At 67.8% G+C, this 21419-nt stretch carries 21 protein-coding genes and 3 tRNA genes; 15 read left to right on the top strand and 9 right to left on the bottom strand.

Annotated elements, in window-relative coordinates:
- Positions 1-3: 3 nt before the first annotated feature.
- The 8 genes from O7631_RS01770 to O7631_RS01735 all read right to left on the bottom strand — a co-directional run bounded on the left by O7631_RS01770 (position 4) and on the right by O7631_RS01735 (position 6431).
- Positions 4-744 carry a DNA cytosine methyltransferase gene (locus O7631_RS01770; protein ID WP_278142713.1) on the bottom strand — a complete coding sequence of 247 codons (741 nt, stop codon included), beginning with the start codon at positions 742-744 and terminating at the stop codon, positions 4-6.
- On the bottom strand, positions 741-1640 hold the full coding sequence (locus O7631_RS01765) for a bifunctional DNA primase/polymerase (protein WP_278142712.1): 900 nt from the start codon (positions 1638-1640) through the stop codon (positions 741-743). Before O7631_RS01765 ends, O7631_RS01770 begins: the two co-directional genes overlap by 4 nt.
- 12 nt (positions 1641-1652) lie before the next feature.
- Entirely contained in the window at positions 1653-1892 is a 240-nt protein-coding gene (locus tag O7631_RS01760) for a hypothetical protein (protein WP_278142711.1), read from the bottom strand.
- On the bottom strand, positions 1892-2188 hold the full coding sequence (locus tag O7631_RS01755; RefSeq protein WP_278142710.1) for a hypothetical protein: 297 nt from the start codon (positions 2186-2188) through the stop codon (positions 1892-1894). Before O7631_RS01755 ends, O7631_RS01760 begins: the two co-directional genes overlap by 1 nt.
- A 387-nt stretch (positions 2189-2575) precedes the next feature.
- The gene (locus tag O7631_RS01750) at positions 2576-4801 is read right to left on the bottom strand and encodes a cell division protein FtsK (protein ID WP_278142709.1); all 2226 of its coding nucleotides are present in this window, start codon (positions 4799-4801) and stop codon (positions 2576-2578) included.
- Positions 4802-4894: 93 nt separating this feature from the next.
- Positions 4895-5815: an ABC transporter permease gene (locus tag O7631_RS01745; RefSeq protein WP_278142708.1), complete on the bottom strand. Its 921-nt coding sequence runs from the start codon at positions 5813-5815 to the stop codon at positions 4895-4897.
- A complete protein-coding gene (locus O7631_RS01740; RefSeq protein WP_278142707.1) occupies positions 5812-6186 on the bottom strand; it encodes an RRQRL motif-containing zinc-binding protein in 375 nt (124 codons plus the stop codon). Before O7631_RS01740 ends, O7631_RS01745 begins: the two co-directional genes overlap by 4 nt.
- Positions 6186-6431: a DUF6284 family protein gene (locus tag O7631_RS01735; protein WP_278142706.1), complete on the bottom strand. Its 246-nt coding sequence runs from the start codon at positions 6429-6431 to the stop codon at positions 6186-6188. Before O7631_RS01735 ends, O7631_RS01740 begins: the two co-directional genes overlap by 1 nt.
- Before the next feature lie 409 nt (positions 6432-6840).
- Here O7631_RS01735 and O7631_RS01730 point away from each other — a divergent pair, with 409 nt between their 5' ends.
- From O7631_RS01730 to O7631_RS01720, 3 genes are read left to right on the top strand one after another with little or no spacing between them, the layout of a single operon-like run.
- Positions 6841-7707 (top strand): GntR family transcriptional regulator, encoded by an 867-nt coding sequence (locus O7631_RS01730; protein WP_278142705.1) that lies wholly within the window; start codon positions 6841-6843, stop codon positions 7705-7707.
- The gene (locus O7631_RS01725; RefSeq protein WP_278142704.1) at positions 7704-8399 is read left to right on the top strand and encodes an HAD family phosphatase; all 696 of its coding nucleotides are present in this window, start codon (positions 7704-7706) and stop codon (positions 8397-8399) included. The genes O7631_RS01730 and O7631_RS01725 overlap by 4 nt, the downstream gene beginning before the upstream one ends.
- Positions 8392-10248, top strand: a complete 1857-nt coding sequence (locus tag O7631_RS01720) for a hypothetical protein (RefSeq protein WP_278142703.1) — start codon at positions 8392-8394, stop codon at positions 10246-10248. The genes O7631_RS01725 and O7631_RS01720 overlap by 8 nt, the downstream gene beginning before the upstream one ends.
- 297 nt (positions 10249-10545) lie before the next feature.
- Here O7631_RS01720 and O7631_RS01715 read toward each other — a convergent pair whose 3' ends face one another.
- Complete coding sequence (locus O7631_RS01715; RefSeq protein ID WP_278142702.1) at positions 10546-11499, bottom strand: HNH endonuclease signature motif containing protein; 954 nt, start codon at positions 11497-11499, stop codon at positions 10546-10548.
- 349 nt (positions 11500-11848) lie between these two features.
- On the opposite strand from O7631_RS01715, the gene O7631_RS01710 reads away from it, so the two are divergent.
- From O7631_RS01710 to secE, 12 genes are all read left to right on the top strand, one after another.
- Entirely contained in the window at positions 11849-13102 is a 1254-nt protein-coding gene (locus tag O7631_RS01710; RefSeq protein WP_278142701.1) for a pentapeptide repeat-containing protein, read from the top strand.
- 353 nt (positions 13103-13455) lie between these two features.
- Positions 13456-13884 carry a hypothetical protein gene (locus tag O7631_RS01705; RefSeq protein WP_278142700.1) on the top strand — a complete coding sequence of 143 codons (429 nt, stop codon included), beginning with the start codon at positions 13456-13458 and terminating at the stop codon, positions 13882-13884.
- Between the two features lie 354 nt (positions 13885-14238).
- Complete coding sequence (locus O7631_RS01700; RefSeq protein ID WP_278142699.1) at positions 14239-15429, top strand: epoxide hydrolase family protein; 1191 nt, start codon at positions 14239-14241, stop codon at positions 15427-15429.
- Between the two features lie 899 nt (positions 15430-16328).
- Positions 16329-16487 carry a hypothetical protein gene (locus O7631_RS01695; RefSeq protein WP_278142698.1) on the top strand — a complete coding sequence of 53 codons (159 nt, stop codon included), beginning with the start codon at positions 16329-16331 and terminating at the stop codon, positions 16485-16487.
- Between the two features lie 32 nt (positions 16488-16519).
- Entirely contained in the window at positions 16520-19051 is a 2532-nt protein-coding gene (locus O7631_RS01690) for a GGDEF and EAL domain-containing protein (protein WP_278142697.1), read from the top strand.
- A gap of 93 nt (positions 19052-19144) precedes the next feature.
- Positions 19145-19217 (top strand) — tRNA-Thr (locus O7631_RS01685).
- 24 nt (positions 19218-19241) lie between these two features.
- Positions 19242-19314: transfer RNA gene (locus O7631_RS01680), tRNA-Met, on the top strand.
- Between the two features lie 132 nt (positions 19315-19446).
- Positions 19447-19614 (top strand): 50S ribosomal protein L33, encoded by a 168-nt coding sequence (rpmG, locus tag O7631_RS01675; RefSeq protein ID WP_007073056.1) that lies wholly within the window; start codon positions 19447-19449, stop codon positions 19612-19614.
- Between the two features lie 124 nt (positions 19615-19738).
- Positions 19739-20185 (top strand): MaoC family dehydratase N-terminal domain-containing protein, encoded by a 447-nt coding sequence (locus O7631_RS01670; protein ID WP_145778883.1) that lies wholly within the window; start codon positions 19739-19741, stop codon positions 20183-20185.
- 1 nt (position 20186) lies between these two features.
- Positions 20187-20579 (top strand): MaoC family dehydratase, encoded by a 393-nt coding sequence (locus O7631_RS01665; protein WP_278142696.1) that lies wholly within the window; start codon positions 20187-20189, stop codon positions 20577-20579.
- Between the two features lie 129 nt (positions 20580-20708).
- Positions 20709-20781: transfer RNA gene (locus tag O7631_RS01660), tRNA-Trp, on the top strand.
- A 214-nt stretch (positions 20782-20995) separates the two neighbouring features.
- On the top strand, positions 20996-21388 hold the full coding sequence (secE, locus tag O7631_RS01655; RefSeq protein ID WP_269682297.1) for a preprotein translocase subunit SecE: 393 nt from the start codon (positions 20996-20998) through the stop codon (positions 21386-21388).
- Positions 21389-21419: the final 31 nt, after the last annotated feature.

Here is a 21419-nt window from a genome sequence, read left to right as displayed (position 1 = left end):
GGGTCACCTGCTTTCGTGGTGGTCGAGGATGAGGCGGCCGATGTGTTCGGCGACGGCGGGGACGACGGCGTTGCCGAGGGCTGCAAGTCGGTCCACCCGGTCGGGAAGCCCATAAGCCACTCGATCCACTGCGGGTTCGGTCGGCCACCGATCAGGTCGGGGATGTTCACCCCGGTCTTGTTGGCGGCGCGGCGTCGGGCCAGTCCAGCCGGGCTCAAGGCACCTCGGCGGGCGTCGGCTGCCTTGGGCGTGGGCCAGGACGAACAGGCGGGCGCGTGGGTGTGCGGCGCCCATCTCGCAAGCGCGGATGACTCCGGCGCGGGCGGTGTATCCGAGGCGGTCGAGGTCTCGGAGCACGAAACGAAGTCCCCGGGAACGGTGGCCCAGGACGTTCTCTCCGATGACGTAGCGGGGTCGGGTCGCGTGGACGACTCGGGCCATCGCGGGCCACAACCACCGCTCGTCGGTGTGGCTGAGTCCCTTACCGGCGCTGCTCTCCGGCTGGCACGGGTAGCCGCCCGCGACGACGTCGACACGGGGCCGGGGCCGGGAGTGCCACCATGCGGCGGCAGTGCGGACGTCGTCATGGCAGGGCACCTCCGGCCAGTGCTTGTGCAGGACGGCGCGGCAGAACGGGTTGATCTCGACGTGACCGACGATCCGCATCCCTGCCCGCTGCAACCCCAGCGACAGCCCGCCGATACCGGCGAACAGCTCCAACACGTTCAGCGGCTCTGGGCTCATGCGGCCACCTGCCGGGGTCGGCGGGCACCGGCGGCCAGCCCGGATCGGATGGTGCGCGCGGTTTCGACGCTGCCCAACCCGGCGGATGCTGCGGCCTGTTCCAGCACTCCCGACGCGTCCGCCTCGGTGAGCGACCCGCCCGCCACGAGCTGCCCGAGGGCCACGGCAGCGATGTAGAGCGCCCGGTTGCGCTCCCCTGCCGGAGCGGTGGTCACCCGGTCGGCTTCCCGGGTGATCGCGGCCCGGACGTACGCGCCGCTGCGGTCGGTCGGCAGGGACATCACCACCGGGCGTTGCGGCGGTAGCGGCGCCGGTGCCAACAGGGCGGCCAGCCACCCGGGCAGCGGGGCGGGGTCGGTGTCGAGGTCGACCCGGTAGGGCCGTCCGTTGACCGTCGACCCGGCGGCGACGACGTAGCCGCCGTGGGCGCGGGTGTCGACCAGCGGCCCGAGCGTGCCGGCGGTGTTGCGCAGTGCCGGCCCGTCGCCGGGATGCTGGTAGTAGAGGTGGGTGCCGCCTCCCCCGGTCGTCGCGGTGTACGTCGGTTCGATGACCGTTCCGTGCGTGGCGGCCAGGTCGGCGAGGGTGTCCAGCCCGGTCGGTCCGGTGGTGTTGTCCTTGGGCCGGTCGAGGTCGACCACGACCAGTAGGGACGGGCCGCAGGCCAACCCGATGCCGTACGGGCGGTGCGTCCATGCCCGGCGGATGCGGGCCGGGTCGGTGGTGGCCCGTGCTTCCCACCCGACGTGCCCGGCGGTGCGGCAGCGCGGGTCGCGGCCGGTGCACTGGTCGGCGGTGTGGTCGGGGAAGGCGGGTCGCTTGTCGTCGGGGCGTAGCGGGAAGACGTGCCAGCCGCGCGCGGCGTGTGCGAGCGCGGCGGTGAGCAGTTCAGACATGAGTGCTCCTGTTCAGGCGGGGCGACGCAGAGCGCGGGCGGCGGTGAGGTCGATCAGCTCACCTCCGGCGTCGGGTGCCGGGCGGGTACGGGCGGGGGTGGCGACGGCAAGCCGCAGGTACAGGCGGTAGCGGCCGGCATCCGCACCGCCCATCGGCCACCGTTGGCCCTGTTGGATGACGTGCCCGAGGTCAGCGAGAGCGGCGGTGGCGGCGTCCAGCTCGGCGCGGGTGCCGCTGAGCCACACCTCCATCAGCCGGCCCGCCTCGGTCGCGGCCGGGCGGTGATCGCGGCCCGCGTGACGGCGTGCCGCAGGTCCCCGAGCAACCCGACCAACTGCCGGCGCGCGGCCACCTCGGACGGGGCAAGCGCGACCCTGACGCGGACCTCGGCGTGCTCCCGCCCGGTGGCGGTGCGCACCCGCACCAGGACGGCACGGGAGCGGCCGGCGACGTCGACAACGATCTCTTCCGAGCGGTGCTCACCGAGGCCGCAGCGGTGGTCCTTGCCGCACCACTCGGTGTGCCCGTCGCGGGTGCGGCGGTTCATCGGTTCGCCTCGGCGCGCAGCCGGTGAAAGTGGTTGTAGACGCGTCGGCCCGTGCGCAACCGATTGCCTCGGTCGCAGCGCCGACAGGCACGCGGCCGGTGGAGCACGCGGGTGGTGATGCGGCCGGTGCCGGCGCACCGCTGGCAGGTCTTGACGGGCTTGACCCAGCACAGCCCGGCGTAACCGAGCGTGATCAGGGCGGGGATCGCGGCGAGGACGATAGCGGCGGTCAGGTGGGGGTTCACAAGTGCCTCCCGGGCCGGTTTTTGGGTACACGGGGCCGTGAGCTGCTATCTGCTAGGTCGCAGCTCATGATTCGGATCGGGTGCTAGCGAGGGTGCTAGCGCTAGCAGGACGGGCCGCTAGCGCTAGCACCCCCAGAGGCGGTTAGCCGGCGGACCGCTTCCGGTCACGCTCCGCGATCGCGGCGAGCACGTCGGGGTGCTTGATGCCGCGCCGGGTGGTGGCCTTCCCGTCGATGCGCCGGCCCACGTCGCCGACCTTCACGAGGGGGTGGGGCTTGAGCGCGGTGGTGAGCTGTGCCGCCTCCCACCCGCCGTACACGTCGGGCCGCAGCTCGGCCAGCAGCGCGCACAGCGTCTCGTTCCACACGGCCTTTTCATCGCCCGGCCACACGCGCGCCAGGTCCCCGAGGACGTCCGCGACCGGGGCCACGTCGCGGGTCTGCTCGTCCAGCTTCGGCAGCGTCCCGGCCGTGGTGCGCAGCGCGACGGCGCGGGCGACGATGCGGGCGGCGGCGGTGGTGTCGACGTAGAACGACCGCACCGCCGACGCCTTCGCCCCGAAGCCACGCAGGATGCCCCACCCGGCCTCGGCCACCGGCTGGAAGACCGTCGCCCGGTAGCCGTTCTTGTACGCCGACGTCCCAAGGATCATGTCGTTCGCGGTCTGATCGGCCACGGACAGGCAGAACCGGGAGTTGACGTTGCGGGTGATGCCGGTCGGCAAGCTGTCCTTGTCCGGGATCTGCGTACCGATCAGGATGATCACCCCGAGCGCCCGGCCGAGCTTGATGACCTTTTCCAGGATCTCTCCGGCGTCTTTGCCGTACTTGCTGGTCATCAGCTCTTGCAGCTCATCGAACCACGCCACCAGCGGGTGAAGCCCCGACCCCTTGAGCGACGCCAGTTCCGGCGTGACCTTGTTCTCCGGGGCCTTGCCAAGGCGGGCGTAGTGCTCGATGCGCTTAGACCGGCGGCGGCACTCCTCATACAGCCACTCAATGAAGGCGAAGCAGCGGGCGAGGGTGTCGTCATCGAAGCCGTTGCCGTACTCAGCCATGACCGGCTCCAACACGGCGAAGTCCCCGACGCCCTTGAGTTCGTAGCCTCGGACCTCGGTGCGGGCGTCGAGGGCGGCGGCCAGGATCAGATCCCGCAACGCGAACGTCTTACCCGACCCGGGCTGCCCGCCGAACAGGTAGTTGCGGAACATCAGGTCTACCGCAACCGTGTCGAGGCGGGGCGTGGTGGCGAACGGGAACGCCTTGAACACGTCCACCTTCGCCGACTCCGACAGCAGCGGCCACGCGGGTTGCTTCATCTGCGACGCCGGCTCATACCCAACCCACAGCGCCAGTCGGCCCGTGTGACCGGGTGCCGGCTCGGGCCACACCTGGTCGAGGGGTAGCCGCATCGCTGAGGCCAGCCGGCCGCGCCGGGCGACGACCTCGGCGGCCTCCACCCCGTACGGCAGGTCGACCACCGCGAGGTGCCCGGGGCCGTCGCGGTGAATGTCTACCGGGAAGCTGATCGCCTTCGGGTCCTTGGCAACCGCGCTGTTGATCGCGGCCATTTGCAACGAGGTCAACGCCCGGCGCACGAGGTCGGCGGTGAGCTTGCGGTAGCGGGTGCCTTCGGTGACCCGGTCGGTGAGCGGCTTGTCCGCCGGTCGACCGAGGGTGGCCAGCAGCGGCACCACCACGGCAAGGGCAACGTAGCGCCACCACGGCGGGCCGACTGCGAGAACGATCGCGCCGGCCACGGTCGCGCCGGCACCGGCGGCGAGGACCCACCACCGCCACACGCTTTGGCGCTGCCGGCGGGCGTCCAGCTTGAGCCACACGTCGGCCTCACCACGGGTCGCGGCGGCCTGCCGCAAGTGCCAGTTGCCCTCTTCGGCGGTGGCCCAGTGCACCGCCCGACCGAGGCCGCGGAACAGCCCGACCGGTGCCCACACAAGGGTTCTCGCGGCGTACTTCGGCAGCCGCACCGCGTGGTAGGCGGTGACGTAGCCGGCGTCCTTGCTCTGGTGCCGTGCGGCGGCGCGCAGGCCGCGCCACGAACGCGCCCACTCGGCCAGGATCGGCCGGCGCTCCCGCTGCCGGGCCAACACGTCCGGCGGGATGTCCTCGGCCGTGTCGACCAGGCCGCCAAGGCGCTCCGGCCCGTCGTCGACCGTCTCGGCGTCCTCGGTGCCGTCGTCCTCGCCCGTGTCGTCGGCGTCGGCCGGCGGGCGGGGGCGCGGCACCCGGCGGGCGCGGGCGTCGTCCAGGTCGACCACCTCGGCATCCGGGCCGGCGGCGGTCGGATTGGTCAGGTCGTGCTCGGCGGCCTGCCAGTCGAAACGGTCGTCATCTCGGGGGGACGTCATGATGGGTGTTCCTCCAACGGTCGGGAGATCGGCAAGAGGGGGCCGGCGGCACGGCGCAGGTTGGGAAGCCAGGGGCCGTGCCGCCGGGCGGAACTAGTCGTGCGTGCGCACCAGGTGCGCCAGAGCCGCCCCCATGCCGAGCACCGCGACGGGCAGGCAGGCAACGGCGGTGGTGATCCACCACGGGGCCGAGGTGACCCCGGCGGCCTCCAACAGGTGGTAGGCGACCTGCCCGAGCGCGCCGATGGCGAGGGAACCGAGGGCGGACCACTTGGCGAACCGGCGTGCCCGCTCGGGCACCCGACCGGACAGCCACACGTAGAGCGCGTAAGCGCCGTACGTCTCCACCCCGATCGGGAGCGTGATCGCCGAGTTGATGGAGAAGCTGTCCCAGATTCCCGGGAGCGGGTGCACGATGCCGAACCCGGTGAATCCGCCCAACCCGACCCACCCGGACCAGATCGCGACGAACGCCGGCAGCGCCAGCAGCACCACCGGCCACACCACCGCCGACCGGACCGGCGCGGGCGCGGCGGGCGTGTCCGGGTGACTGACCGGCGTGACCTCGGCCGGCGGGTCGGCCGGCGTGATCTCCGGTACGGGGGCCGGGTCCGGTGCGGCCGGCGGCGTGGACTCGGGTACGACCGGGGCCGGCAGGGGATCCGGGGCGGTATCCGCGAGCACGTCGCGCGCCGTTTCCCGCAGGTAGTCAGAGGCGGTCGGGTCGGCAGCGACCCGGCGGGCCGCGTCGGCGACATCGGCGTCAGTCGCGCCGCCGGTCCCACCCCGAACCAGGTTGTAGGTCGTGGTATCACGGGCGGCGATCTCCCGGGCCTTCTCTTCGACCAGCCGGATACGCAGCTCGGTCGCCTTGGGTGCGCCGATGCGGTACTCGGTCATCAGCCGGTTACGCGAGGGAACCTCGCCCAACTCCTTGGTGAGCGTGCGGGCGGCGGGAAGCAGCTCGTCGATGGGCTGCGGGTACTTGGTGCCGTTGATGGCGGGGGCGGTCATGCTGCGTCCTCCTGGGGGAAGGCGCACGCGAGGCATTCGCCCAGCGAGCGCGGAATGAAGTACGGCCGAACCGTGCGGCAGACGCGGCAGGTCCGGCGGGCAATAAGGGCCTTGTCGATCGCGGCGCGCTGCGCGGGAGTCGCGGTGCGCTTTGGCGCGGCCAGGTCGACCCGGTACAGGTACGCGATCCGGGTGCCGCCGACGCCGCGCCAGAGCACCTGCGCGGCAACGGGTTGACCACCGGGGCGCAGGCCAGTGGCGGTCAGTTGACGGCGGGTGGCGTAGCCGGGCGGGGCACCCTTCCACCAGTAGGTGGGGATGCCGTACCGCGTGCCGTCCGGATCGTGGAAGGCGGCGCGGATGCGGGCCATCAGGCCGCGCGGCGCGGGTCGGTGCGGGTGGCGCTGCCGGTGGCGGCGCGGGTGACGCGGGCCTCGGCCCGGCGCAAGCGCCGCCAGTCCAGCTCGGTCGGGCCGCCGTGGTCCTCGGCGTAGATGAGCCTGATCTCGGCGTCCAACAGGTCCAGCTCGGCCGCGATCAGCGGCCACTCCGCGTCGATCGAGGCGAGGTCGCCAGCGGTCGGCTCGGCGGTGACGGGGGCAAGGTGCGTACGCACGGGGAACCTCCGGTAAATCGATGAAGTGGGGGAAAGCCCGGGGGTGCGACCAGATCGGCCACACCCCGGGCGGATAGAAATCAAGAGGCAGAAGTCCATGCCGCGCGCCAGACCCGGCCCGCTCGCCCCGCTCGCCCGGGATCTACCGGGGTCGGCCACTGTGTGGCTCAAGGCGGGGATGCCGCAGACGGATCTACGCGGCGCTTCTGCTGTGAAGTTCTCAATGAACGACCACACGACCGGCCCGTGGGCATGCGCAGCGCAATGCGCCACCTTCCCCGGCTTCCGCTCGGCCTGTCGTACCTGGCTAGCCAGGTGCAACGAGATGAACGTAGGCCGGCTTGGCTAGTCAGGTCAAGAGGGCGCGGCGAACTTTCCTAACTTGGCTAGTCAGCGCTACCGTGAGCAGGTGAGCGAGAACCTTGACTTCCTCGGCGAACTGGATCCCGACGACCCCAAACAGGCCTCGCAGCAGATCGCGAACAAGCTGCGGGCGGCCATCCTCACGCGTCGACTCGCGCCCGGCGACAAACTGCCGTCGCAGCCCGAACTAGCCACCCGCTACGGCGTCGCACGAGAAACGGTCAAGCGAGCCTTGGACCTGCTCCGGGCAGAGCGGCTGATCGTGTCCCGGCAAGGCAGCGGCGCGTTCGTCCGCGCGCAGACACAGCGCGCGGTCGAGCTGCGTCCGCACATCGAAGCGTCATTCGACCGACCTCACGTCGCCATCGACTTCGCCGGCTTCTCCGGGGAGACGCTGCGCGACGCGCTCGCCGAAGCGCTCGACAAGGTGCGCGTCGGCCGGCTTGCGCCGGAGACGATCGCGGTTCGGATCCTGATCTCCGACATGGCTGTGCCGATGGCGTTGCCGTCGCGGGCCGAGACGCAGGCAGACGACCCAGCAGTACGCGAACGCGCGGAGCGGATCACCCGCCGGGCCGCAGACGGCATCATTGACCAGGTCGCCGAGCTTGGCGACCTCGGCCTCATTCGGTCAGCCACCGTTGATGTGCGAATGCACCGGGCGTCCCCGCTGTTCAAGCTCTACATCCTGAACGGCGAAGAGGTCTTCTACGGCTTCTACCCGGTTGTTGAGCGCACCGTCTCGATCAAGGGTGAGCCGATGGCGATCTACGACCTGATGGGCAAGGACGTGCCGCTGTTCCACTACGCGGTAACCGACGATGACGCCTCACACGGAACGCAGTTCGTCGAGGCTTCCCGCCAATGGTTCGACTCGGTGTGGTCGACCATCGCCTACCGGTACGACGGATGAACCCCGACCTGGGCCGGCTGCTCGGCGAGGTCGGCGCGGTGCTGCTCGACTTCGACGGGCCGGTCTGCAGCATCTTCGCCGGCTACCCGGCACCGCAGATTGCCGCCGAGTTGGTCGAGGTGCTGCGACGGCGAGGCGTAGCCGTGCCGCCGGATCTCGAAGGCGAGCAAGACCCGCTTGAGGTGCTGCGCCGCACCGGAGCGGCCGGGGACCACGGCACCACGCGGGCAGTAGAGGATGCGCTCTGCGCAGCCGAGCTCCGGGCAGTCGAGACTGCCGAGCCAACGCCATACGGCCGCGAAGTCATCGTGACGGCCTGGCAAGCCGGTTTGCCACTGGGTGTGGTCAGCAACAACTCGGCCAGCGCCGTAACTGCGTACCTGGTAGCGCACCGTCTCGCCGCCTACGTCTCGCCGGTGGTCGGTCGGGCATACGCCGACCCTGCCCAGATGAAACCTGACCCGGCTCCGATCCTCCAAGCGGTCCATGCCCTAAGCATGTCGCCAAGCCGATGTGTCCTGGTCGGCGACTCTCTATCCGACATTGAAGGGGCGCACGCGGCCGGAGTGCGTGTGATCGGCTATGCGAACCGAGCTTGGAAGGTCGACGCATTTCGAGCGGCCGGAGCGGAGGTGGTGGTTACCAGCATGAGTATGCTACCAAAAGGACTGGCGGATTTAGAGAATGACTAAAAGGCTCGGCGTAGGAAACTTTCGGCGACTCCTCGGCTTGGGCTACAAGAGGGTTTCTAACAAGCTGTTGAATTCGCTGCCGAGCATACCCGGGCAGCCAGACGATGTACTTAATGTTGCGCCGACCGGAAAGGTTCTGAGCGCGAGCGAGGCCAATCATAGCAAAGTCGAATCATCCCAAAAAGATCCTCGCTTCGAATTCTCTGAGGAGAAATTCCACGAGAATTATTCCAGAGTGGCAGAAATCGGCGAGGGCCGTCGCTGGTATGACCTGCCCTATCGCGTGCTCGATGGATTTTTCAGATCGAGGTTCTGGAAATTCGTTCCACAAAGATTGAGAGAACTCGTAACTTATTTCCTAAGCTACCTCCATGCTTTCAATACCCACGACCGAGATAAGGCGTGGGATCTGGACGACCTCCTACATAACCTAAATGTTCCCGACAGTGAGCATGTGTATGTTCCGAGCCTTTGGGTGGTGGAACTCTTTCCCCCGAGCCAGTTTGCAGCACTTGAACGCGCTATCAAGAACGGGAACTGGGACCGGCGTCGCCGGCTAGTTCGCGCCGACGAAAGCAATCGACGGCACCTGGAGCTTTCACGATCGGGCAAAGGGTGGACCTGGTGGCGTCTTGCTGAAATCGCTCAAAGCGGAAGCAAAGCCTGGTTTCCAGATGGGACTAGAGAGGTCTTGCCAGCCCACTTTGACAGTATCGAGCTCAAAGCAGTTCAGATCGGCGCTGGGCTGACAGCAGTGATTGCGAAGTTTCGGTTGACGGAGACAGCCGCGCGGCAGCTCGATGACGCATGGCACACGAAGCATGAACCCCAGCTTGTGATGGGTAGGGGCTTACCGAAGGCAGAGAACCGACACTGGGCCTCACTTAGGCTTACCCAGGAGGCGCGACGCGCTTATCACGACGCTGCCCGGTCTTGGATGGCAGAGCGCTGTCCCGGATTCTTCTCGTTTCAGAGGGAGCCTCAACCTCTACTCGACTTACTCCTGATGAGCGGGTTTGATCCATTACAGGAAGACCGAGCAGGCCGAGAAATCGCCGATGCCCTAAGGGCGCTGGGGTTTACCAGCGACTTGATGCATAGAACCTCGCCAAGCCTCCCCGGAATCCTGCTCAGCGCTGTCGATGGCCTACTCTGCCGCGCCCTAGAGGAAAGGCGAACCTGGGGACTATGGGGAAACACGGCAAAAATTTCTGCAATACCCGGCTACCTTGAAGAGCATGGAGGTGACAGCAACCGTGCGATTGCCCATATAGTCGATCGCCGCATCCGAAACTTCTCGGTCATCCTCGCTATTTCTGGTTTCCTCGAAGTAACCGAAGCAGAGTATGCGAAGCTGCGCGACACCGCGCGGACGCGACATGGCGCATTCAAAGCGAAGCGCCTCCACTATTTGCGTCGTAGCCTCCTGACGCTCAGCCTGGACCTTACGAGTGTGGCTCGGGATATCGACGATTTCTGGACGCGCAACTGGCACGATGGGGGAGACGCCCAGTTCATACTCGACTACTCTCCTCGGATCGTTGAGGAGGACCAAAAGGAGGGCCGCGAACGGTTTGAGCCAATCAACATGAATGATGACTTTCGCGAGCGGCAACAGAAATGGTTTGAGAAGCTGATCAAAGCTGACCGCGACTATCGAGAAATCCTCGCGACGGTCGCCTCACTCGGAGCATCCGCTGATACCTATAGAATCAGCCGTGTCGCCCTTTGGGCCGCTATTGCATCCTTAATTGTTGCGTCCGTTACGTTGCTGGCCACCGAGGCAAATGACCGGAACATCCTCGGTGTCGTGCTCTCGTGGCTAAAGCGCATCGTCGAGGCCTGGTGATTACAGTGCGGGAGCCGGCGGGGCGCTTCGGTGCCGTCAAAATGCGGCTTCAGGCCCCGACACCTGTGAGTCACCGCTGGCGCGGGACCGCTTTCACCCGAGGACGACCGGCGCTCCGTGCCACATGCGTGCCAAAGTTGCCCGGGCTGGCGCACAACTACCGGCGCTCGCCGAGGTCAGGCATAGGGTACGACCGTGGCTCGCACCGCCCTCCGGAGGCGCTTGCGTAGGTCCGAGCGATCGGCTGTCTCGTAGGTGCCGGTCTTGTGGTGGGGAAGACGCTGGCGTGGTGGTGTTTCAGAGCCCCGCTTCTTGTCGGTGCCAAACGTCCTCTGCCCAGGTGAGGTGGGCGCTGAGGTAGTCGGGGTTTGGCCGGGTCTGGGCATCGATGGTGAGGGGAGCTCCTTCGAACCTTGCCACCCCGGGAAAGGCTCTCAGTGAAGGTGCAACGCGGACTGTCCAGGTTGTGGGGTCAATGGCAAGGAGGAAGCGGTCGAACAGCGAGTGGAGGTCTCGGCGGAGGAGGAGTCCGCCGTTCGGGTCGTGGTGGCCGGCGTCGCAATACCGGTAGAGGTGTGCGGCGTCGATCGCCGCGGCCGGTTGTGGCCCGGTGATGGCGCATGTGTTGCCGAAGCGTTGTTGGAGCATCTTGCGGAACTTCTCCTGGCCGATCCGGGCTCGTCCGATGACAGGGCGGTGGCCACCAGGAAGGCTGGGGCTGCTGGCGTCGGTCCACCAGAGGGGGCCCACGTCCGCGGGATCGGTAAGGAGTGATGGCAGGTACGCGATGTTGAGTTCACGGATTGAGTGCTGCTGTGATTGGGACAGGTAGGCGGGGGTGAGTGCCGTCGTCCTCATGTCCGTCGTTGTCCGCCAGGTGCGCTCGTAGTCCGCGGCGTAGACGGTGACCTCGATCTGTTCCTCGGTCGCAACGTCGAAGGTCTGCTTGCAGGGCGAGCACTTGTACCGTGGGGTTGCGTGCTTGCGGGTCTTGAAGGCGGTGCTACGGCAGGAGGGGCAGCGGCGCCGCACCTTGCTGCGGGTACCGGTCAGTATCTCGTCGATCCAGGCCACGCCGAGCACGAAGTAGCCATTGCGCAGCACCGCCAGGTCGCCTGGTTCGACGGCGGCGTGATTCGGAACAGTGCTGTCCCAGACGTAGCTGCTTCCCAGGACGTCTCCATACCCGAGGTTGCCGCTGAACTGCCGTTCAGCCTCGTCCACTGTGAGCAGGCTCCAGGCGCGATACATGGCACATCTTCTACAGCAGCCGCGGTAGCCTCGCCGCCCCGGCCGTGCCAGTGCTGCTCCGCCTGCGTGTCGTGTCCGTGTCGGCCGCCACGATCCAGGTTCCGTAGAGGCAGGTCAGGGCCGCGAGGGGGTTTGGTCTTGAAAACCGGTAAGCCGGTTGGGGCTGCTAGTTGCCGGGATCCGCTAGGAAGGGGCTGTGCGCGAAGTCCAACCCTTGCCCCCGCCCATGACGAGCGCTGGTGTGTCACCAGTCTCACCAGCGGATAACCCCGTCCCGGCGCTTCGGCTCTGGAGCCTTCGGCGATCGGTCGCGCTGGTCATCGCCGCTGCCGTGGTCTTGGTAGGAGCCATGGCAGCTGGTGCGTTCTGGTACGCCGGTTGGCCGAGCGTTCGCCGGGACAGCACCGTCACGCCGGCCACGCTGTTTGACCTACTGAAGCTGGTCTTCTCCGTGGTGGCGGGTGTCGGGGGCGTCGCAGCTCTCGTGGTGGCGTACCGACGGCAGCGCGTCGCCGAGCACGCAAACAAGCTTGCGGAGTTTGCCCACGGGTTGGCACACGCCGCTGACCTCCGCGCGGACGCAGCCGAAGGCCGAGCCAAGACTGAAACCGACCGCAACGGCATTCGGCTGTTCAACGAGCGATTCGCCAAAGCGTCCGAACAACTCGGCTCGGACAAGGCGGCAGTGCGGTTGGCCGGGGTCTACGCCATGGCCGGGCTCGCCGACGACTGGCGCGATGGTCGACAGACCTGTATCGACGTCCTCTGTGCCTACCTCCGTATGCCATACACACCGCCTGCCGAGGATTCAAGTGACGTAGGGCCAACTGGTGAGGCGGCTTCGACGGAGCCCGTCCACGGAGACCCGCTCGCTCGTGAGGAGCGAGAAGTGCGCCACACGGTGATCCGACTGATCAGCAGGCACCTACGCCTCGCGAAGGACGAGCCCACCTCGTGGCGAGGGCTCAACTTCGACTTCACCGGGGCGGTCTTCGACGGTGGCGACTTCTCCGAAGTGACGTTCAGCGGCGGGGAGGTGTCTTTCGCCGATGCGACGTTCTGCGGGAGGATTGTGTCTTTTACGGGTGCGACGTTCAGCGGCGGCGGGGTCTCCTTCGCTGGGGCGACATTCAGCAGCGGAAGGGTGTTTTTCGCGGAAGCGACGTTCAGCGGCGGCGGAGTGAGCTTCTACGAGGCGAAGTTCAGCGGTGGAGAGGTGTTCTTGGCCGTAGCAAAGTTCAGCGGCGGAAATCTGTCCTTCGACAGGGCGACGTTCAGCGGCGGAGCAGTCTTCTTCAGCGCGTCTACCTTCAGCGGTGCGAAGGTGGAGTTTGGCGGAGCGATGTTCAGCGGCGGGCGGACGGAGTTCATCGGGACGACGTTCAGCGGGGGATCGGTGGGCTTTCGGTTTGCAACCTTCAGCGGCGGAAGAGTGAGCTTCCGCGACGCGATCTTCAGCGGCGGAGAGGTGGATCTCCGCGACGCGATCTTCAGCGGCGGAGAGGTGGACCTTCTCAAGGCAAGGATCGAAGCGGCACCGCCCCTGTCCGACTCCTGGCCGGACGGGGTGCCGCCGGAGGGGCTGTATCTGCCAGCCATGTGACCCCTGTGTCACATACGTGTCGCCAAAGGTTTGCCTCAGGGCATAGCCGCAGTTCAGCGCCATCTCATTGGCGCACTGTAAATCCGTCGCGAAAGCTTCAGAGGTTCGAATCCTCTACCCGCCACCAGGTGCAGACACGGCCCCTGACCAGCAGAGATGCTGATCAGGGGCCGTTGTCGTTGATCTAGTCAAGTCCAGCGGAGTCCAGCCGTTGATGACGGGTCGTGGGCAGATGGCGGACGGGTCGATCTTGCTTCTGTTGGGCGACGTCAAGCGCCCGTCGGCTTCGGGGCCTGATTTGGCCGTGCCCGAGGCCGGGCCGGGAACGTCGACGGACCGGGCAGGATGGCCCGGTGAAGCGAGACACCCTGATCGCCCTGCTCGACGCTACGGACGGCGACGTCTACGAGTCCTGCCGCGACGCTCTGCGAGCGGGCTACGCCTTCAAGGTCTTCGACGGGGCCGTACCTATCGGAGCCCTGGTCACCATGTATCGACGTCGAGAGCGTCATACGCGTGCGCGCGGTATCCGGACTCTTGGATTCGTCCAGGCCTTGGACCGGCTGGTCTCGGCCGAGGATTTGGGAGAGTTGCTGATCGGCCAGGTCGGTGGCGCCGGAACGGTCTGGTTCTACCAGCTGTTCCTCGCACCTGACGGCTCCCGCGTCGTCGCCTGCTTCGCAATTGGTCAGGACAAGGAAGTCACTCCACGCCCGTCGGCGTCCGATCGATTGCCGGGACGGGGGCGGAAACCACTGTGCGCTCTGCCGCCGACACGTTGAGCCGCGCGGCGGTGCTCCTGACCTGGCGGCAGACCGGCAAGGCTTCACAGCTGACCAAGCTGGCCCTGCGACCCGGTCACCCGGCTTCGAGCCGAGAACCAAGAACCCAACCACGTGGTACGCACCCAGCCGCCCGGACGCCGAGATGAGACCCGGCGCTCGAGCGTTGACGCGCTGGTCTCCATCACGGTGACCTCGACCCGGCCGGCAAACGAGGCGGACCGACCGCCGTGTTCCGGTGGGGTGGGTGATCGGAAAACGGCCCGCCCGGTCGTGGACGGCTGCGAAACTGGGCGGGTGCCGGCACCACCGGCGCTCGGAGTGCCGGCTGACGCGACCCGGTAGGTGGCGAAGATGTCCGACGACAACGAAATCCGTCAGTTCCGGCTCGACACGCCGGAGGAGGCTCTTGCCGACCTGCGCCGCCGGATCGCGGCCACGCGTTGGCCCAGCCGCGAGCTTGTCACCGACCGCTCGCAGGGCGTGCAGCTGGAGACGATCCAGAAGTTGGCCCGTTACTGGTCGACCGATTACGACTGGCGTGCGTTCGAGACCAAGCTGAACGCGCTGCCGCAGTACACGACGACCATTGACGGGGTTGAGATCCACTTCATCCACGTCCGTTCCCAGCACGAGAACGCCCTGCCGCTGATCATGACGCACGGATGGCCGGGTTCGGTCGCCGAGCTGCTGGGGGTCATCGGTCCACTGACCGACCCGACCGCGCACGGCGGCACTCCCGAGGACGCGTTCCATCTGGTGTTGCCGTCCCTGCCGGGGTACGGGTTCTCGGGTGAGCCGACCGACCTGGGCTGGGATTCCGCCCGCATGGCACGGGCGTGGGCGACGTTGATGGATCGCCTCGGCTACGCGGGCTACGTCGCCCAGGGTGGCGACGTGGGTGCCGCGGTCACGGATGCGATGGGACGCCAGGCGCTGGACGGGCTACTCGGCATCCATGTCAACCTCCTTGCCGGGGCGGTCGGTATCAAGGACCAGTTGCCGTCCGGTTCTGAGCAGGAACGTGCGGCGCATGAGGCGCTCAACCTGTTCACGATGGACGGGTTCGGCTACTTCCTGGAGCAGTCCACCCGGCCGCAGACGATCGGGTACTCCCTGCTGGACTCACCTGTCGGGCTGGCCGCGTGGATGCTCGACCACGACACGGACAGCTACTACAAGATCACCCGCGCCTTCGTCGGCGGGGAGCCTGCCGGGGGTCTCACCCGGGACGCCATCGTCGACAACATCACGTTGTACTGGTTGACCGGCACGGGTGCGTCGTCGGCCCGCTGGTACTGGGAACTCGGCCGGTTCCAGGCCGCCGCCAAGGCAGCAGGTCAGGCTCCTCCACCGGTCACGGTTCCGGTTGGCTTCACGACGTTCCCGGGGGAGATCTGGGCCGCCCCACGCAGTTGGGTCGAGGCCGTCTACCCCGGCGTCGCGTACTTCAACGAAGCGGCCGCCGGGGGTCACTTCGCGGCCTGGGAGGAGCCGGAGCTCTTCTCCGCCGAGGTGCGGGCGGCATTCCGGCCGCTGCGATAACCCGGACTTCGCCCCGCTTGGAGAGGGGCTTCGATGGCGCGGTTCAAAAGCGTCAGGCATTTCAATGAATTCGTTCTACGAATCGCGGCGATTGGGGCCGCACGCCCACCTTCAATCGTATGAAGATCCCCCTGAGCAGCGGCATTCTTACGCAGCGTCGCACCACCCGGCGGCCGAGCGCGGGCCTTCGTGGCGGCTTTCCGCCGTCGGATCCCGGCCGCTCGCGAGAACAGGAGCAACCTGACCGATGGTCGGAGAGGTTTCGTCTCTGACGAGGCCCATGTCGACCAGCGGCGACGGCGCGACGTCCGGGCGCAACCGCGATCGGGTCGGCGCTGTCGAGGGTGGACCGGGCGCCGGGGAGGGGCCGTCGGTCGGAGGCGCGTGCCGGGTGCCCACCGCGGCTCGGTCGTCCCCCTCCCGGGCCCGTCCCTGTCGGCGAGCTTCCGAATCAGGGGATCGAACAGATTCTCTGCGTCCCGGTCTCCTCCGGCGGGGAGATACCAGCTACTCTCACCATCGGGGGTACGTAGGGGGTCAGGGGTTGCGAAGCTCGCGGCGTGCGCAGGCCGGGCCGCAGGCTCCGCATCTGCAGGGCCCGGACGGGCTCTCCTTAGGCCTAAGGAGCTAGCGGTCGAGCGATTTGTCGCCTCTGGGTCAGCAAGGGCAAACTTCCGATTCGCCACCTTGGCTGGAAGCCGCACTATGTGCCGATGGGAAGTTGAAGATCGCGTTGCGTAGACGCTCTGTCTGCGCGTTATTACGCGGCGGTCAACTGGCGTCGCGGCTCGCCCGGTCGGCCATGCCGATCGGCCGTACGTGGGCTTTGCGGGTGGTTTCGACTGTGGCACGATCAGGGGCACTGATTCTTGTTCTGACCCCCCGACAGGAGCACGCTGATGTATGGACGGACGCCTCGCCGCCTTCGCGCCGCCCTCGCGTTCGTGGCCGCGGTCGCGTTCGCGGGTTCCTTCCTCGGCGCGACGACGGACTTTCAGCAGTTCGACTTCTCGTGGGGGGCTTCGGTCGTTGACGAGGGCGTCGCTGTCTCCCGATAGTCCCGCTCCGCACCACCCAGCGAGGGAGCGGAATGAAGCCTGGCTCACCCCCGACTCGTAGATCCAACGAGCAGGCTTGGTTGATCACGGGTCCGCTGGCGGTGCTGGCCATCGTCTGCTCACTCGTCCTGGCGCTGGCAGGGCCCCCACCTCCGGGCAACATCCTCGCGGCGGTGGTCATCTTCGCTGTGATGGTGGCCGCCAGCACGCAGGTGCTTCAGATCGTGGTGCGTCGCCAGGCGCTCGAAGTCATCGTCATCGAGATCCCGCTGCTCCTCGCCTTCTTCTACCTCCCACCTCTGACGGTCGTGCTCATCGCCGTTCTGGCCGCTCTGATCGGTCAGCTTCGTCGGCGCCTCAGCGCCCCCAAGGTCTGGTTCAATCTCGCCAGGGCAGCTGTTGCCGCCTCCCTGGCGGGAGTCGTCCTGCTGGCACTGCCTCCGATCGGTGACGAGGTCGGCCCCAAGACGTGGGCTGTCCTCTTCGCGGTGGTGAGTGTCAACAGCCTGGTCTCGCTGGCGGCCATCAGTGCGGTGATCACTCTGCTGCACGGGTGGCAGGCGGGGTGGGAACTGATACGCAACGGCACGGCTCCACAGATGATCTGTGCGATCAACACCGTCGTCGGGTTGGTGATCCTGATGGCGATCGAGTCCAACCTGTGGTCCGTGCTCCTGATTGCCGTGTTGGCGATCGCGGTCGTCCTGGTCTACCGCTCCTACGCCCAGTTCCTCCGCCAGCACCGCACGCTCGGCAGCATGTACGAGCTGACGCGGGCCATCAGCGAGAGCGGCCAGGAGGGCGGCCTGGTGGACGCGCTGCTGGACCGGGTCCGCGCGCTAATGCAGGCCGAGTACGCCACGCTCTGGCTGCCGGCCCAGGGGCGCCACCCCGAGGTGCTGCTGAGCGCCCGGCTCGACGACCGTGGCCTGCTCGATGTCGCGCTCACTCCCTCCATCGTTCGTGAACGTGCCCGGCAGTCCGGCCGGACACTGGCCGCCGGTCGGGCCTTCGAGGAGGACGAGGAGGTCCGTAGGGCGCTCAGCAGGGACCAGGTGAAGGACGTCATCGTCGTTCCACTCCGGTCTGGTCAGGCGGTCATCGGCACCCTCGAAGTGGTCAACCGGCTCAGTGACGTGGGTCATTTCACCGGCGCGGACATCCCGGTCTTCGAGACCGTGGCCGCCCACGCCGCGGTGGCGCTGGAGAATTCGCGGCTGGTCGACAGGCTTCGGCACGACGCGTACCACGACGCGCTGACCAGGTTGCCCAACCGGCGGCGGATCATCGGCGCGCTCGAGGAGTCCTTCAAGATCGCTGCCCCGGGCGAGGTGGTGGCGCTGCTGCTCTTCGACGTCGACGGGTTGCGTCAGGTCAACGAGTCCCTCGGTCACGCGGCCGGGGACAAGGTCCTCGCCGAGGTGGCCAGCCGGTTGCGGGCCAGCGCGCCGTCGTCGGCTCTGGTCGGCCGGGCGGGCGGGGACGAGTTCCTGGTGACGCTACGGCTGGAGAGCGCCGAGGCGGCGCTCGAGTTGGCCGCCCAACTACGTGACCAGATCCGCGACGAGATGGTCTTCGACGCGCTCACCCTGGACGTGAACACCGCCGTCGGGGTGGCCGTACACCCTGATCACGGCAGCGACGCGGCGACCCTGCTCCTGCGGGTCGACCTGGCGGCCACGGCCGCCAAGTCGGTGCCGGGCAGCGTGCAGCTCTTCAACCCGGCGCTGGAGTCCCGGTCGCTGCGCCGGCTGGGTCTGGCCGGCGATCTGCGCCGGGCGCTGGACGACAACGAGCTGGAGGTCTACTTCCAGCCGAAGGTGACCCTTCGGGACCGGCGCCTCGTGGGTGTCGAGTGCCTGGCCCGCTGGGAGCATCCGACGCACGGCACTGTGGCTCCCGAGGACTTCGTGGCGGTGGCCGAGCACACCGGCCAGTTGAGCAGGCTCACGGAGGTGGTTCTCCGCGAAGGGCTGCGCCGCAGCCGGGACTGGGCGCTGGCCGACCAGCCATTGCCGATCGCGGTCAACCTCGCGGCCCGGACGCTCACCGACCAGCACTTCCCGGACCGGGTGCAGGAGCTGCTGAGCGAATATCGGGTGCCGGCGCAGCGTCTCACCCTGGAGATCACCGAGTCGGGGGTCCTGGACGGCACCGACCGGCCCATCCCGACCCTGCAACGGCTGCGCGACCTCGGCGTCCGGTTGTCGGTGGACGACTTCGGCACGGGTGACTCGTCCCTGGCGCACCTGCGCCGGCTGCCGGTGCACGAGGTGAAGGTGGACCGCTCCTTCGTGCAGGGCATGGCCACCGACCCGGGGGACCTGGCCATCGTCAACGCCGTGGTGACCCTCTCCCAGCAGTTCGGCCTGGCCGTGGTCGCCGAGGGTGTGGAGAGTGAGCTGACGCTGGAGCTTCTCCAGGACATCGGCTGTGAGATCGGGCAGGGCTTCCTGTTCAGCAGGCCCCTGCCGTACGAGCGGTTGGCCGCCTGGTTCGGTGCTCAGGTCGAGCCGGAGACGACCGCCGAAGGGGAGCTTCCGCGCCTCCGAGTAGTGCCCTGACCAGGGCGCGGACGATCACCGGGGATCCGATTTCACCTGTCGAGCCGGGCCGTGTACTCTTACTCCTGCGCGCCCCACGGGGAGATCGCGCAGGCCCCCTTAGCTCAGTCGGCAGAGCGTCTCCATGGTAAGGAGAAGGTCTACGGTTCGATTCCGTAAGGGGGCTCGAGGGTTCAGCTGGACCCATCGCAGCGGTGTAGCTCAGATGGTAGAGCAAGCGGCTCATAATCGCTGTGTCGCCGGTTCAAGTCCGGCCACCGCTACTCTCGTCTTCCGGGCTCGTTGCCGGTGGTCGTAAGAATGGGCGCTTCTGGCGCCCACTTTGCATGTCCGCGCTGTCAGCGTCTAGGCTGGCGCGTCGTAGTTGTTTCCGTTAGCGAGGAAGGCACTCCGCCGTGGCGAAGGCTACCGATGTCCGGCCGAAGATCACTTTGGCGTGTGTGGAGTGCAAGGAGCGCAACTACATCACGCGCAAGAACCGGCGCAACGACCCTGACCGCATCGAGCTGAAGAAGTTCTGCCCGCGTGACGGTCGGCACACGGTCCACCGCGAGACCCGCTGATCGCTGCCGGCTTCGCGCCGGCCGCTGTCGAAGCTTTCCGATCGCCGATCTGACCGGTTTGGCGCGGCTCCGCTGCCGCCTGCCGATCAGATCGGCGATTGTGCTTTCCGTGTAGGTTCGCGGCATGCCTCTGGACCCTTCCTTCGTCGGCCGGACCTATCCGCCGACCGCCCCCTACCAGGTGGGCCGAGAAAAGATCCGTGAGTTCGCCAGCGCCATCGGTGCCACGGACCCGGCTCATCACGACCCGGAGGCCGCGCGGGCGCTGGGGCACGGCGACGTGGTGGCCCCGCCGACCTTTCCGGTGATCGTCACGATGGCCGCGAGCCGTCAGATCATCGAGGACCCCGACCTGGGCGTCGACTACAGCCGCCTGGTGCACGGCGACCAGCGGTTCGCGTACACGCGCCCGGTGGTCGCGGGTGACGAGCTGGTCTGCACCAACACGATCGAGGACGTCAGCACCCGGGGCGGGCACGGCTTTCTGACCACGCGTACCGACGTGAGCACCGTCGGCGGGGAACCGGTGGTCGCCGTCTGGGCCAGGTACGTCATTCGCGGGGAGGCCTGAGATGGAGTTTCCAGCCAAGACGTTCCGGGTGACGCGCGCCGACCTGGTGCAGTACGCCGGCGCCTCGGGTGACTTCAACCCGATCCACTGGAGTGACCGGGTCGCCACCAAGGTTGGTCTGCCCGGGGTGATCGCCCATGGCATGTTCACCATGGCGCTGGTCGGCCGGGCGGTCACCGAGTGGGCCGGGGCGCCGGACGCGGTGGTCGAGTACGGCGTTCGGTTCACCCGACCGGTGGTGGTGCCCGACGACGACCAGGGCACCGAGATCGAGGTGACCGCACGGGTCCGTGAGGTCACCGAGGACGGCTTGACCCGCCTCGACGTGACAGCGACCTGCCTGGGCGAGAAGGTGCTCTCGCAGGCCCGGGCAACCATCCGTACGGCACGCTGAACCCTCCTCGCCACGCGTGGCGAGGAGACCGGTTGGGAAAGTCGGGGGGCTACCCGTACACTGGTCCGCCGTGGGGCAAGTGACCCCTGCTCGGTCGTCTGTGGCCGCGTGGGGCGAGTGTTGCCGCATAGGGGTGTAGCTCAATTGGCAGAGCAGCGGTCTCCAAAACCGCAGGCTGCAGGTTCAAGTCCTGTCACCCCTGCGCCTCAGGCCTGACCGTTCCCGTGGGTCGCGCCGCCACCATGGCGGCGTCCGGCCCGTGGTGGTGGCATCGGCGGGGTGGTTCCGAGGCAATCGGGGCCCTCCGGATGATCCACCGGCCGCGGCCCGTCGCGGGACGGTTGGGCCCGGCCGGCGTGACCAGCGCCGCGTACGCCGCTCGGCGTGCGACCCGAGATTCCGCGACGGAGGGCGAAGTGGCCGACAACAAGCGGCACGGCGAGGACGCCGGCGACGATCGTCTGGATGACGAGATCGTCGACGACGTAGCCGACGACGACGCCACCGGCGCGGACGAGCCGGTTTCCCGGGGCGGCACCGCCACGCGGTCGCGTGCGCGGGCGGAGTCGGCGGACAGCCGGCCGACCACCCGGTCGGAAACGGGTCGGGTGGGCGTGTTCGGCCGCATCGCCCGGTTCTTCCGCGAGGTCGTAGCCGAACTGCGTAAGGTCATCTGGCCGACCCGCAAGGAGTTGCTGACCTACACCGCCGTGGTGGTGACGTTCGTCGCGGTGATGCTGACGATCGTCGGCGTGCTGGACTACGGCTTCGCCAAGGTCGTGCTGTTTGTCTTCGGCAACTCGGACTGACCGGCTGCCTCCAGCCGATAGTGACGGAAGT

This window comes from Micromonospora sp. WMMD967 (assembly GCF_029626165.1).
In the GTDB taxonomy this organism is placed as follows: Bacteria; Actinomycetota; Actinomycetes; order Mycobacteriales; family Micromonosporaceae; genus Micromonospora; species Micromonospora taraxaci.
This window is presented reverse-complemented; position numbering and strand designations above follow the sequence as displayed.